The sequence below is a fragment of the Flavobacterium sp. ACAM 123 genome (assembly GCF_000264055.1).
Classification (GTDB): domain Bacteria; phylum Bacteroidota; class Bacteroidia; order Flavobacteriales; family Flavobacteriaceae; genus Flavobacterium.
The window spans coordinates 57,865-72,386 of record NZ_AJXL01000003.1; the positions used below are offsets into that span (position 1 = coordinate 57,865).

12 protein-coding genes are annotated in these 14,522 nt (G+C 35.4%); 8 read left to right on the top strand and 4 right to left on the bottom strand.

The features are described from left to right. Nucleotides 1–110 precede the first annotated feature (110 nt). The 3 genes from A3SG_RS20605 to A3SG_RS0101160 form a co-directional block, all read right to left on the bottom strand. Complete coding sequence (locus A3SG_RS20605) at nucleotides 111–830, bottom strand: DUF4339 domain-containing protein (protein ID WP_198008488.1); 720 nt, start codon at nucleotides 828–830, stop codon at nucleotides 111–113. 444 nt (nucleotides 831–1,274) lie between these two features. Then, a complete protein-coding gene (locus A3SG_RS0101155) occupies nucleotides 1,275–1,844 on the bottom strand; it encodes a TetR/AcrR family transcriptional regulator (RefSeq protein WP_016988174.1) in 570 nt (189 codons plus the stop codon). After that, entirely contained in the window at nucleotides 1,844–2,500 is a 657-nt protein-coding gene (locus A3SG_RS0101160) for a transglutaminase-like domain-containing protein (protein WP_016988175.1), read from the bottom strand. Before A3SG_RS0101160 ends, A3SG_RS0101155 begins: the two co-directional genes overlap by 1 nt. A gap of 154 nt (nucleotides 2,501–2,654) precedes the next feature. Between A3SG_RS0101160 and A3SG_RS0101165 the strand changes: the two genes are divergently transcribed. The 6 genes from A3SG_RS0101165 to A3SG_RS0101185 all read left to right on the top strand — a co-directional run bounded on the left by A3SG_RS0101165 (nucleotide 2,655) and on the right by A3SG_RS0101185 (nucleotide 8,752). Beyond that, nucleotides 2,655–3,854 (top strand): acetyl-CoA C-acetyltransferase, encoded by a 1,200-nt coding sequence (locus A3SG_RS0101165; RefSeq protein ID WP_029596538.1) that lies wholly within the window; start codon nucleotides 2,655–2,657, stop codon nucleotides 3,852–3,854. 21 nt (nucleotides 3,855–3,875) lie between these two features. Then, nucleotides 3,876–5,456, top strand: a complete 1,581-nt coding sequence (locus A3SG_RS18760) for a 3-hydroxyacyl-CoA dehydrogenase NAD-binding domain-containing protein (RefSeq protein WP_016988177.1) — start codon at nucleotides 3,876–3,878, stop codon at nucleotides 5,454–5,456. A gap of 8 nt (nucleotides 5,457–5,464) precedes the next feature. Then, nucleotides 5,465–6,022 (top strand): 3-hydroxyacyl-CoA dehydrogenase family protein, encoded by a 558-nt coding sequence (locus A3SG_RS20610; protein WP_016988178.1) that lies wholly within the window; start codon nucleotides 5,465–5,467, stop codon nucleotides 6,020–6,022. 27 nt (nucleotides 6,023–6,049) lie between these two features. Next, nucleotides 6,050–7,225 carry an acyl-CoA dehydrogenase family protein gene (locus A3SG_RS0101175; protein ID WP_029596539.1) on the top strand — a complete coding sequence of 392 codons (1,176 nt, stop codon included), beginning with the start codon at nucleotides 6,050–6,052 and terminating at the stop codon, nucleotides 7,223–7,225. Next, nucleotides 7,222–7,659: an acyl-CoA thioesterase gene (locus tag A3SG_RS0101180; RefSeq protein WP_016988180.1), complete on the top strand. Its 438-nt coding sequence runs from the start codon at nucleotides 7,222–7,224 to the stop codon at nucleotides 7,657–7,659. Before A3SG_RS0101175 ends, A3SG_RS0101180 begins: the two co-directional genes overlap by 4 nt. A gap of 70 nt (nucleotides 7,660–7,729) precedes the next feature. Continuing rightward, entirely contained in the window at nucleotides 7,730–8,752 is a 1,023-nt protein-coding gene (locus A3SG_RS0101185; protein WP_255347644.1) for a CoA transferase, read from the top strand. A 406-nt stretch (nucleotides 8,753–9,158) separates the two neighbouring features. On the opposite strand, the gene A3SG_RS0101190 is transcribed toward A3SG_RS0101185, so the two are convergent. Further along, the gene (locus tag A3SG_RS0101190) at nucleotides 9,159–10,523 is read right to left on the bottom strand and encodes a glycoside hydrolase family 130 protein (protein WP_232226234.1); all 1,365 of its coding nucleotides are present in this window, start codon (nucleotides 10,521–10,523) and stop codon (nucleotides 9,159–9,161) included. A 1,769-nt stretch (nucleotides 10,524–12,292) separates the two neighbouring features. Between A3SG_RS0101190 and A3SG_RS18765 the strand changes: the two genes are divergently transcribed. Both A3SG_RS18765 and A3SG_RS0101210 read left to right on the top strand, forming a co-directional pair. After that, nucleotides 12,293–13,084, top strand: a complete 792-nt coding sequence (locus A3SG_RS18765) for an RNA polymerase sigma factor (RefSeq protein WP_016988185.1) — start codon at nucleotides 12,293–12,295, stop codon at nucleotides 13,082–13,084. 113 nt (nucleotides 13,085–13,197) lie between these two features. Continuing rightward, nucleotides 13,198–14,361, top strand: coding sequence for a FecR family protein (locus A3SG_RS0101210; RefSeq protein ID WP_016988186.1), 1,164 nt, complete (start codon nucleotides 13,198–13,200; stop codon nucleotides 14,359–14,361). Nucleotides 14,362–14,522 lie beyond the last annotated feature (161 nt).

Genomic DNA, 14,522 nt, shown 5'->3' on the forward strand with positions numbered 1-14,522 from the left:
ATACTATGATGGCTTTAATGGATTAGGCAAAAAGTAGGGTTGATTTCTGTTAATTTCGTTGGTAAATTTACTCTTACGCTGCTATTTGTATTCTCATATCAGGTCTCAGATCAGTGTATTTTTTCAAGTTCCAGATAGAGCATACTTATTTCTTTTTCTAATTGTGCAATTTCATTCCGCCAAAAAATGATTTTGTTTTCTACCGTACTAATATCATCTTCTCTTTCGCTATCTGATCGCAAAAATTGAAATTCTCGGGCATCATTTAATTCATATTTCGAATTGTTCAAATTGGAGTTTGTAACGGTAAGTAAATTTTTAATCTCTGAAAGCCGATTATTGATAGCCAGTTTTCTCTCTTTTCCAATCCTCTCTGATTCTATTTTCTGCTGCTCAGCAATAAACTTCTTTTGGTCTTCAATTTCTTTTTCTTGTATTTTATATTGATGATTGTTGTATTCAGTTTGATTGTTTCTTTCTTCTAATTTTAAGGTTCTACTCTCTAACACAGTATTAAAAATTAAAGTTCCGATAACTAAAACTAACATTCCCGCGACAATAAATAAGGGTTTTTTATTTACACGTGCAAACTTTTTAACTGCAGTTGCATATCTATTTTCTGGCGGTGTGGTAGGGGCAACGAAAACTCTAATAGGTGGAGGTGTTGAAAAAAATTTTTTCTTTAATTCCTCGACCTCTCCTGCATTTTTCCAATCTTCCATTCCTTCGCACCATACGGAAGTGGTTTTGGTTATTTTTTTTGCTTTTAATTCGTCAAGGGTAAATGGACCGCTGAGTATAGTGCCGTTATGCAAGTAATAAGTATTCATAGGTATCATTTTAATGGCTGCTACTAATTTAATTTGATTCTACAGTAAATCCATCATTTCCATTTTTCTTTTCTATCTTATTTCGAGGCAAAAAGTCCAGAAAAAGCATTGTAATTTAAACGGTTGAACTGCGGTTTATTGCAAAGCAAACAACATGCCCTTTGTGATGCTACATAGCAATTATATAACTATTTTCTAAAAAAGGGCAGTAGGTCGTTATTAGAATGACAGTGTTACAGGATTCATTAGTAAACTATTTTTTTGGTTTAAAACCGACTGAAATTTTGTACTGACGGTTATTTATGTTCGGCTCTCCTGACTGGAGCAATCTGGTAGATACCTAATTCTTTGTAGTTAGGCTTATGCTAAAAAGCGTTTATCGATTGTCCTCAACTGCTGAAAAATCATTCTGATAATCGTTTGCTTATAAACGCGTCATTGTTTTTATAATTTACTAAAGAGCTCCATTGTTTTGGCAATAGCATCATCATAATTTTTCCAAGTGGCTTCTGATGTCAAATCGGTTGATATGAATGTTTTATTAAATTTTGAAAGTAAGGTGAAGTAAATGTAACCGCCCAGCATCAGCTGAAAAGCGGCATTTAACGATTCGTCTTTTTCGTTTATAGTAAATGTTTTACCCACTTGAGTGTTGAAATACTTAAACAGACCTTTTGTGTTCTCGTTATTTTCGATTAACTGCCAGCGCAAAATTTCTTGGGTTAAAGCGTTTTCTCGCAGTTCTTTGGTTCCTTCTTTAATGAAGCCTTTTAAATTTTCCAAATTATCCTTTTTTTTATCAAGGACTGAAAGGGATTTAAAGAAATCGCCTTTTTCGGCAAAACGCAACAGCAATCCCTTCATGCCCCCAAAATAGCGGTATATCAGTGTTTTGGATACGCCAGCTTCCTTGGCGATAGCATTAATTCCGACACCTTGAGGACCTTCTTTTTTTAATATATCTAAAAAGGCTTTGTAAATCTTTTCTTCAGTAGCGGCTCTGTCTTTTTTCATTATAGTTTGGATAGATTTAATACACTGCCTAATGTTATTCCGGACTCAATTATTCTGGGATAATGTTGTTGCATTAGTTGGAACATATAGGGCAAAGGTACTTCATTAAAGGTTCCATAATCTTTCAGATACTCCATAAATACTTGTTTTCCGGTTTGATCAAATTCCTGGAATACGGAATCATTTTCTCCGTCAAACTCCAGAACATTGACGTTAAGCATTGCACAGAGTTCTTTGTTGAAAGCAGGTGTGGCTTTTATCCACTTATTATCTAGGTAAATTTCGATATAACCATGGGGTACGAGGACGTTTGAACCAAATTTTTCTACAATCTGGTCTACGGCTATGTGGTTTCGTACTTTCGCTAATCCCAGTCTTGCCGGAATGTTCTCTGCTCTTAAAATCGCAATCAAAATAATTACTTTGTCGATGCAATGCCCACTTTTATGAGTTGTTAATTCTGATGCGCGCCAGTCTTCGTTTATTAAACTAAAGCGATAAGGATAATAAGGCCAGTTATCGCGAACATATTCATAGGCTTTGATGGCAAATTCTTTAGGTGTGCTTGCTCCATCTTTACTTAAAAAGGCATGCAAAGCTTGTATTTTTTTGTTGGCTAAATCGAAATGATAGGTTTCTTGAGTGTATTGTTCCATAGCTAATGAATTATGTAACCTGATGGTTATCTGTACTTTTACGACTTTAATTACTTAAAATAAATTTCAAATTTAAATAAATAAAACTATATTTGTTACCGTGTGGTAACATTTTTTCAATATATGTTACCGACTGGTAACCTTAATGAATGAAATGGAAGCATATATCTACGATTCATTACGAACGCCCAGGGGAATTGGAAAAGGCAGCGGCTCTTTGGTGCCGGTTAGTCCGGTTCAATTATTAACCACTTTGTTGACTGCCCTAAAAGAAAGAAATAATTTAGACACCACTTTAGTGGAAGATTTAATTGTAGGCTGTGTGACCCAAATTGGAGAACAAGGAGGGAATGTCGCGAAAGTGGCTGCTCAGTGTTCGAACTACGGAGATCACCTCTCTGCCGTTTCCCTAAACCGCTATTGTGCTTCGGGTTTGGAGGCTATAAACCAAGCAGCCGCCATGATTAAATCAGGATGGTCTGAGTTGATTATTGCCGGTGGAGGAGAATCCATGTCAAGAGTACCTATGGGGCTTGACGGTTCTGCCTGGCTAATGGAACCCAATGCCACTTTTGGACACTTTGTTCCTCAAGGAATATCTGCCGACTTAATAGCAACAAAATTTGCGTATTCCCGAAACGACGTAGATCACTTTGCGGTAAATTCTCAAAAACGAGCTGCATTTGCACAACAAAACGGCTTTTTTGATAAATCCATAATTCCATTGACTGATATAAACGGTTTGGTTCATTTGGCAAAGGATGAATACATTCGAGCAAATACCACTTTAGAAATAGTATCTAAATTATCGCCAGCATTTGCACAAATGGGCGAACAATTATTTGATCAAACCGCTGTAGATAGATACATAGAAATCGAAAAAATAAATCATATACATCATGCCGGTAATTCATCAGGACTTGTTGACGGAGCGTCATTAATGTTAATTGGTTCGAAAGAAGTAGGGGAGAAACTCGGCTTAAAACCAAGAGCGATAATCAGAATGGGTGCCGTAGTGGGCAGTGAGCCCTCGATAATGCTTGAAGGGCCTATTCCCGCAACTAAAAAAGCATTGCGCAATGCCAAAATGAATGTGGGCGATATTGATGTTTTTGAGGTTAATGAAGCTTTTGCAGTGGTTCCTATGCGTGTGATGGATCATTTTAATATCGATCACAACATAGTAAATGTCAACGGAGGAGCAATAGCGATGGGGCATCCCTTAGGAGCAACAGGCTGCATGATTCTTGGAACTGCCTTAGACGAATTAGAACGTCAAAATAAAAGCACCGCTTTGGCAACTTTATGCGTTGGCGGAGGAATGGGAATAGCAACCATTATTGAACGTATTTAAAAATCAATTATCTTTTAGATTATGAGTAGTAAACATATAAAATACAGTGTAGATACTGACGGTATTGCCTGCATTACCTGGGATGTGGCTGATTCTCCAGTAAACATCATGAATGAAGTGACAATGGCCGAGTTCTTTTCAAGTATAAACCAAGCCATAACAAATGATACTGTTAAAGGAATTGTTATTGCTTCCGCCAAAAAAGATTTTATAGCCGGCGGTGATTTAAAATGGTTTTTGAATTATGACAAATCAAAAGAAGCTTGTTTTGATATGCTCATGCAAACCAATACCTATTTACGGAAAATGGAGACTTGTGGTAAACCGGTTGTGGCTGCCATAAATGGTTTAGCTCTTGGCGGAGGATGCGAAATTGCATTAGCCTGCCATCACCGAATCATGAGTGACCATCCAAAAAGTTATATGGGATTGGTCGAATGTTCTGTTGGGTTGTTCCCTGGAGCAGGGGGCACGCAACGGTTTTTGAGAATGCTTGGTCCAAAGAAAACCATCGAATACATAACACAATCCAAAAAACTAACTGCAGAACAAGCGTTGAAAGACGGACTTGTAGATGAAATTTGCAATCCTGAAGATGATATCGTTATGCTGGCTAAAAACTGGATACGAACAAAAGGAACAAGTGTCCAACCTTGGGATAACAAAAAATTTAAAGTCCCTGGAACTCCATTGGGTGTCGGACAAACGTCTGGAGTTACTGAATTTTTCAGTGTTTCGAATGCGATGGGGTATAAAACAACCCATGGAAATTTACCACATATTAAAAATGTACTCAGCGCGATTTATTATGGAGCAGCCTGTCACATTGATAAAGCTTTGGAAATTGAGGCGCGGTATTTTGTAGCGACCTTATTCAGTAAAGAAACCAAAAACATCATTCGGTCGTCCTTTATTTTTATTAATGATGCCGCCAGAGGAAAATCAAAACCGAAAGGCTATGACAAGGTTTCTTTCAAAAAAGTTGGGGTTATAGGTGCCGGAATGATGGGTGCCGGAATTGCTTATGTGAATGCTAAGGCAGGCATAGAAGTGGTGCTGAAAGATGTGAGCTTAGCAAAAGCGGAGAGCGGAAAAGACTATATAAGAACACAAGAACAACGAAAGCTGGCCAACGGATATACGACAGAAGAGAAAATAGCCGCGTTGCTGCAAAAAATTAAAGCTTCGGATTCGGATGCCGATTTAGCGTCTTGTGATTTGATTATTGAAGCCGTTTTTGAAAATGAAAAATTAAAAAACAGGATTACCGTCGAAACGGAAAAAGTCATTCACAAAGAAGTCATTTATGCTTCGAATACTTCGACGATACCCATAACGCAACTTGCGACAGCTTCTTCCAGACCAGATAAGTTCATCGGATTGCATTTCTTTTCGCCGGTGGAAAAGATGCCGTTAGTGGAAGTGATTGTGGGGAAAGAAACAAGCGAAGAAACATTGGCAGCAGCCGTAGATTATGTAACAGCCATTGGGAAAGTACCCATTATCGTAAATGACGGTCGGGGTTTTTTTACGTCAAGAGTTTTTGGTAAATTTATAAATGAAGGAGTTACAATGCTTACCGAAGGGTACCTCCTGCCGTAATTGAAAACGTGGCAAAAAAAATAGGCATGCCAGTGGGACCTTTGGCGATTTCAGATGAGATTAATTTGAAATTAATGGTGGCAATAATGAGTGAAGACCCCAGTTTAACGCAGCATGAGGTTAATTTACGGCAGACTTTGGTCACTATTACTGAAACTCAGGGGCGAACAGGTAAAAAAGAGGGGAAAGGGTTTTATGATTATCCCAAAGGAGAGAAAAAATCAATTTGGAAAGAATGGTCAAAAATTTATCCTCCTCAAGCCAGTTATGATGAAGAGGAAGTGGGCAGAAGATTGTTATTTGTCATGGTCATCGATGCCTATAAATGCTTAGACTCCGGAGTGCTTCAAGAAGCTAAAGATGCTGATGTAGGTTCGATTTTAGGATTAGGATTTCCAATACATACTGGAGGAGTGATGTCGTACATTGATTATTTAGGGGCAAAGGAATTTGCCTTGTATAGTGCCAAATTAGAAGCGAAGTACGGAGAGCGATTTAAGATGCCCGAAAGTTTACGAGAACGAATCAAAAATGCGGGTGACGGTCGTGTTTTCTACAAGAACTAAAAAATAGGAATTAAAAAAATAAAGGATATGTTAGAGAATATACTAATTGAACGAAAGATTTATGTATCAGAAGAACATAAAATGATGAAAGGAATGATTCAGGAATTCATTTCAAATGAAATTATGGATCATATTGATGAATGGGAAAAAGAGGGTATGGTAGGCCGCAAAATTTGGAAACGCGCCGGAGAATTGGGATTGTTGTGCATCGATATGCCTGAAATGTATGGAGGCGGAGGATTAGACTTTACATTTAATGCCTTATTAATCGAAGAATTTGCCAAAAAAGGAATTAGCGGTCCTGGTTTTTCACTGCATTCTGATATTATCGCCCCTTATTTATTGAAATATGGAACCGAGGCCCAAAAGCAAAAATATTTGCCACCAATGGCCAAAGGCGAAATGATCACCGCGATTGGGATGACCGAGCCTAATTGCGGTAGTGATTTGAAAGCACTTCGAACCACTGCTGAAGACAAAGGCGACCACTATTTAGTAAACGGACAAAAAACATTTATCACTAACGGGTACATGTGTGATATGGCGATTGTAGCGGTAAAAACAAATAATAATACAGATGACGAAGGGGTTACCTTACTTATCGTGGAAGCATCAATGGAAGGTTTCAGTAAAGGAGTTCCCTTTAAAAAAATAGGAATGAAATCTCAAGACACGTGCCAGTTGTTTTTTGATAATGTAAAGGTGCCGAAGGAGAACAGGCTGGGCGATGAAAAAATGGGTTTTAAAATCATGATGGAAGAATTGGCCCGTGAAAGACTGACAGTAGGGATTTTTGCAGTAGCAACAGCCGAAGGAGCTATTGAAGATACCATTGCTTACACGACAGAAAGAGAGGCTTTTAAAAATCAGATTGCCGGTTTTCAAAATACTCAATTTAAACTAGCTGAATGTACCACGCAAATGCAAATACATCAGGCCTTTTTAGATCGCTGCATTGAATTATTGGTGGATCATAAATTAACGACTGAAACCGCTTCGATGATTAAATATTCGGCAACCGACATGTGTGGAAGTGTAGTGGATGAATGTTTGCAACTATTCGGGGGTTATGGTTATATGTGGGATTACCCGATTGCACGCATGTATGCTGACAATCGTGTTGCCCGTATTTATGCAGGGACAAATGAGATCATGAAAATACTAATTGCGCGCGGATTGTTTAAAGACTTATTGAAAAGATGAAAGAAGTAGTAGAAAAATATGCAGTAGTGTCAACGGTAAAAGTACAATGGGGTGACATGGATGCCTTGCAACATGTAAACAATGTGGTCTATGTTAGATGGGGGGAAACAGCCAGGATTGATTATTTTAGAGCGCTTGGATTTTTTTCCTTTGAGGGAGAGAAAATGAAAACAGGTATTATTCTAGGTTTCCAATCGGTTAAATACATTGCTCCGGTGACCTATCCGGATACCATTCATATTGGTACAAAAACGGAAGAAATTAGGGACGACAGAATCGTGCTGAAATCTTTTTACTACAGTGAAAAAACCCAGAAATTAGTGGCAATCAAAACACATGAGATTATTTTATTTGATTTCAAAACTCAAAATAAAATTCTGGTTTCAAAAGAAGTAGTGGTTCAAATAAGCAGTTTGGAAAACCTTCAATTTTAAAAATCAAACCGCTCCCTATGCCAGAGATTCTGCCGTTAGAAGGAAGAAAAATTGTGGATTTCACGCGTTTATTGCCGGTCCGCTTAGTACGCACATGCTGAGCCAAATGGATACAGAAGTTATAAAAAACGAAAGTCCACAACGAATGGATTATACGCGGTATTACCAACCGCAAATTAACGGGATTTCCAAGTTGTTTCATTCTATAAATTACAGCAAAAAACAATTAATAATAGACTATGAAGCCCCGCAAGGGTTTCGGCAAATCGTGGAAGAAATAAAAATAGCCGATATTTTGGTGAAACAATTCCGACCGGGCGCGATGCAAAATTTTAATTTATCATTCGACACCGTAAAGAAAAATCATCCCAACAACGTTGATATTTCGGTTACTGGTTATGGACAGTTGGGAGCTAAAAAAGACGCTGCAGGTCATGATTTAAACTATATGGACGAAACGGGATTGCTGAACATGAGCCGAGACGAACAAGGAAAGCCAATACTTCCTGGTTTTCAATTAAATGATATTTCCGGAGGCGTTTTCATGTTGCTTTCTGCCTGTACCAGCGGACTATTAGCGCAAAGAATGCGGAAAGTAATGCAATATATTGACGTTTCGTTATTTGACGCCACAGTAGCTCTCGGGGCGATAGCACAGGGGATGTTGCAGCGAAATGCCGACTATAACAAAATGCCAATTTTAAGTGGTTACCTGGTTAACTGCTATGTTAATGAATGTTCTGATAAAAAATGGATTGCCTTGGGCACCTTAGAATTGAAATTTTGGAATTCTTTTTGCGATATGGTGCAGCAGCCTTCATGGAAAACTTTAGATCTTTCAACTTTGGCTGCTGAGACTTTTAACAAAACAGAAGTAGAAGAATTATTCAAAACAAAAACCCAAGAGCAAGGGGTAGTGATGGCTTCAAATTTTGATGTATGCCTGTCTCCGGTACTGGAAGTAAAGGAGGTGTATGAGCAAAAGCACACTAAAGATAGGGCCGTCTTTAAGGAGATTAAAATTGACGAAGAACGGATCCATGTTTATGCTAAACCATATAAAACTATATGGGCTACCGCCCGTATGACTTAGCAATCCTTTGATGTGGCAAAAAACACTAAATCATCATACCTAAATACCCACTATTTTAAACACAACAGCACCTTAAATCAAAGTTTTTTATCGAATAGTATTATGTTCTATTGCCAAAGAGATTTACTATTTGTGAACATAATATTGTTTAGTAAATAATTAGGACTATTTTCTTTATTGCGTGCCGAAATACACTATTGGATTCGTGCGTGATTCGCAGTTCTTGTAATTGTGATTGAAATAACGCTACAAGATGGTGGTGTCTTAAGCTATACTAGATGTAGCTGAAGGGATAATTACTCACTTTTATCCTTGTATGTCGTTCTACGTTTTGCTACCAAAACACAGTTATATCGCAGTTGTAAAAAGTGTAAAAGGATACCAATACACTTATGTATTGTAGTTGTTACGGACTGTTCTTCAAAGCGGATATCAATTCTGCAAGATCTATCACTGCGTAGGTAGAGGAATAATCTGATACGGCATAAGGTAGGATTAGACTGTTGTTATGAATAATCGAACCGCAAGAATAGACTACATTGGGTACATAACCTTCCCGTTCATCTTCTCGAGGCGAAAGTAGTGGTTCTTTTAGTCTTCCTATTTCTCTACTGGGGTCATCAAGATCAAATAGAGAAGCGCCTATGCAGTAACGTCTCATGGCGCCTACACCGTGCGTAAGCACTAACCAGCCTTCTGCAGTCCAAATTGGAGATCCGCAGTTTCCAATTTGAGTAAATTCCCATGAGTAACGAGGCTCCTGAAGGACAATGGGATTGTCCCATTGCGTTACACTATCAGAATACATAAGGTAATTGTTTACACCATCAATTCTGGAAAGCATGGCATATTTGCCGTTGATTTTTCGAGGAAATAATGCTAAGTTTTTATTTTTAGATCCATTGCCAAACAAGGGCATTACATTGAATGAATAAAAGTCTTCTGTAGAAATAAGTTTGGGAAGAATGCAATGACCATTAAAAGCGGTATAGGTTGCAAACATTTTTTCTGAACCATCATCATCTGTAAAGCGCACAAAACGGGCATCTTCTATACCACGACTTTCAGAATCTGACATTGGAAATATAACACGCTCAGTAATATCGGAATCGTGTTTGAATTCCAACTTGTAAAATGAATCTGCCAGCCATAGTAATTCTTCAAGTATAATTTTCTTCTCGTCACCTATAACTCCATCATTTAAGGTCCGATTTACCTTATATTTTAATGCGGTATATTCGAATATGTCTGGTAGGTCTTTCATGAATTCGATTGCGTATTCATTTTCAGAGCGCATTTCTGTATATTTAGTAATAATACGTTCTTTATTAAATAACGTTTTGCGAATCTCTGGTTTTTCAATATTTTTTCCAATTTTCATTACATGGAGATTGTTGTTCTTATCTAAGATTGCTCTTCTAAAAATAATGGATGAGATATGACCTTCCCCAGTGGCTCGAAAAGACAGGATGATTCGTTTTTCTCCTATTTCAAGATCTGTTTGATCAAAATCTTCTACGATAGAAGGATTGAAAAGCGCTGAAGATTCTAAAGCATATTCCATTGTGCAGTAAGAACCAATAAGCATTTTTCGCTCATCGGATAGACCGTCATAATTAATTTTTAGTGCTTCAATTAAACCTTTAATTTTTTCGCAATGCTTGTAAAATGTCTTTGTGATATTTCGATGTCGCCTGGCAAATTCACGAAGTATTTCATGCAAGGTTTCTATTACCTGTTTTTCATTCAATAGCATTATATGCCCAATCATTTTTAGGTTTCGTTGATCACTATTCTTAAAATAACGGATAACAACCCTACTTGAATCAGGATAAAATTTTATATTTTTTCTAATAACTGAGACTCGCATAAATTTATTTTAAAAAGTTAGGTAAAATAAGGTCTGACAAAACCACTTTAATAAAGTTGTACCTCTATTATTTGGTATAAAAATTCATAAATTAGGACTATTCAAATATAAGAATAATTATTTTAAATTAAATTTTTTAACTTGAAAATCAGACTCTTACATACTATTTATTTGTAAAAAAGGTATAACTTGGTTTGCTGGTATAAAGGATGGTGGTTCGAAGGAGAAGGCACTGCAAAAGCGAAAGCTATTCCAGTCAAATGTAAATTAGATCTGGCTTTAAGGTTTATCCAAGACTCCTGATACCATTGTTGCGTTTAAATCTATAACAGAATTAAAGCGGTTATCCTTTAAGTTAAAATAGAAAAACGGATCCACGAGTCAGTCAGTAATCGTTTTCTTTTAGGCCACAATTTAATTTGGTACAGTGTCAAATCAGCTCTTCTTGCAGTTCTTTTGGCGCTAAAACTTATACTTTATTGCTTATCGTTATTAATTCTTTCATCGGTATTACTGAAAAATATTCTCTTTACAGCAACTCATTGAAGCTTTAAGCGATTGACATAATTAAAGAATAAAATAAGTCGCATTAATTATTTTTGTAAATATTTTGGTATTAATCAAAAATTTCAGTGTATTTTGGCAAAGTATTTCTCATTATTCTGCAAATTTCCGATTTTCTACTTTTGAACATATACCAATACGCAACTTTACTGATTTTCGTAAATCAAGTTGTTTACTCCAGCATTTATTGAGTCGGGTACAAAGAAAGCCTCATGGGTTTTCATTTACTTCGACAAAATGGATTGATGCACATTTAAGTCTGAGAGGTTTCATATCCTGAAATTAAGGCATAGAAAAATGACAAGGACTGTAAATAATACTATTAGTGAATCTGAGAAATGAGATTATTCAAAACCGAAGGTTGGTATAGTATTATAATACAGATATAAGAGGTTAAGTATAATATTTAGTAGACAAACTGATATTTAATTAAATAATAATAGTGGACCGATTAGTACTCTCGTAACATAATAGATAATTAAATATAGGTTAGATCTAATCATCATATCTCCACTCGTAAAAATATAAAAAGAGAGGTTTGTTAGTAAATTATATCAAAATTATTCTCATGGCAAAAACCAACAGATCCCAGACTAAATAGTACTTATTGGGTAATAAAAAAAACAGTAGTCACGAGCTTAACAAAGGTTAGGTTTACAAAAAAAATAATTGAAAGAACAATAATGAAAAATCTGATAATCTTACTGTTCTCGTGTACTGCTAATTTTATTTTTAGCCAATCATACTCCATTGCGCTTACAAAACAAATCAACTTTAGAAAATATTCTAGTAAAAAAACCGAAAGGTATAATGACTTTTTATTTCTAAGTTTTATCTCACTCACACAGATCGAACAGTCATTGAAAAAATACAAAAAAAATATTTTACCGGATGAAACCAAAATTTAATCGGTGTTTTATTGATTTAGGACTTCTATAACACGCTATATAACAGTGTCTTTTTGTAATTAGCCGTATCAGTAAGTGATAGTTCGAATTGCTAAAAAAAAAGATTTATAGAAAAATTGCTCAAGTCCCCCCAAATTTCAAATCTGAAATTATACAATATTACGAATAAGGTCACCCTACACAATTAAAATAGATACGATGGAAAAAAATTTTCAGATAAAAGACGCAAATAGTACATCATCAATAAATTTTAGAGACTTAGTATCGCAGCAATTACAAGAAGGTCGCACACAAAAAGAGGAGTCTCAACCAGCTGAAAAGAAGGGGTCTTATCCGGTTGACACTGAGAACTTGCCTAAACCAATAGAAAAGCTAGAAATAAAGCAAGACAATACGTTTAGTCAAGAACGCTCAGAAAAGGAACTTATTGAAGCTGCTCTCATTTTACGACTTAAGGAAGGAAATGAGAAAGCCTACTGTGAGCTATACCAATTATACTATTCAGATCTATGTAATTACGCATCAAACCTTTGTGGCAATGATGATCTTGCTGAAGACATTGTTCAGCATACAATGATAAAGATATGGAAGAAAGGGTTAGACTTAAATATTAATACATCTTTAAAAGGATACTTATATAAGAGCATCTTTAACCATTTTATTGACTTACAAAGAAAAACTAAAAAAGAAACTAGCAAATTAGAACGCTTAAAGCATGAAGCTTTATTGGATTTTGTCGAACTTTCGATCGAAGAAATTGAGAGTATATATAAGCAAATTGATATAGAAATTGAGAAGTTACCAAAACAGTGTAGAGAGGTTTTTCTACTTGGTAAAAAGGAGGGCTTGAAATACAGAGAAATAGCTGATAAATTAAATATTTCAGTAAAGACCGTAGAAAGACATATGTCAATTGCTCTAAAAAAATTACGAAAGAAACTTAACTATAGTTCAAATCTCCTCTACCTATTCTTGACTAATTTAACTTAATAAATAGTTAGGAAGACTATTTCGTGATTAATTATTAAATAAAGAAAGAAAATGATTGGGGGTATTGGAAAAAACCTTCGTCTTAATATTAAACAAGCAAGCCAATTACTAAAATGACAAAAATTTCAAATAAAAAAATCATTGGCAAATATTTGGATTCAGATGCTAGTGAGGCAGAGGTTGAGCAGTTAATGAAATGGCTGAAAAAGAAAAGTAACCAAGTAATTTACAAGGATTTTATCCAAACAAAATTGTTAATAGATAATAAATATAAATCTTTTGCTTACCAGGAAGCATCAATAGCGTTCCTTGAAGAGATCAAATTAATGAAAAGGAATAAAATTAAAAAACGCTGTAGTCATTGGTTGAAATATGCAGCTATTTTTATTGCACTACTTGGCTTTGGTTATTTTTTTATGAATCAAAATAGAGCTTTACCTATTATCGAAAATGATTCGGTAATAGCCAAGGACGCTATAACGCTTGAATTGGAAAACGGAGATGTGAAAATTATTAATTCTAATGGAGAAGAAAAAGTTGTTAGTAAAACAGGTGAAGTAATAGCGGAGCACAAGGGCGATATATTAAATTATGGAAAAGAAAATAGCTCCAAAAAGTTAGTCTACAATACATTAACTATTCCTAATGGGAAAAAATTTCAGGTTGTTTTATCTGATGGAACAACTGTTCATTTAAATGTAGGAAGTTCTTTTAAATATCCAGAACATTTTATAGATACTGGAAATAGGCAAGTTTATTTATTAGAAGGGGAGGCTTATTTTGAAGTTGCCAAAGATGCAAGACATCCATTTGTGGTAAACAGCAATGCTATTAATGTTAGAGTTCTCGGTACGGAGTTTAACCTTTCTTCTTACCCTGAAGACGAAGCAATAAATACCGTTCTTATTGAAGGTGCCGTCTGTATATATGGTAAGAAGGAAATATATAACAAGGCAGCTTCTTTAGAATTAAAACCTGGATACAAAGCTTCGTGGGATAAGGACAAAAAAGATATTATTGTGGAAGAGGTTGATACAAAAATTTATACCGCATGGAAAGACGGAGAACTTATTTTTAAAAATACACAGTTTAAAAATATTATTAAAAAATTAGAAAGACACTTTAATGTTTCCATAATAAATAATAACACGAAATTAAATGAACAGTATTTTGATGCGAAATTTGACATTGAAACAATCGAACAAGTGTTAAATGCTTTTAATAAAAGTATCAAAATACAATATACTATCGAGAACAATCAAATTATTATTAATTAATCTAAAACTAAAAATCTATGAATTGAAATTTCACAATTAAATCAATTTACTTTTTACAAATAAAAAATCGAAAGATGGGCAAACACCTTTCGATAATTAAAAAGTGAATTAAATAGTTCTATTAACCATTAACCACTAAGCATTACAAGAGTATGAAAAAA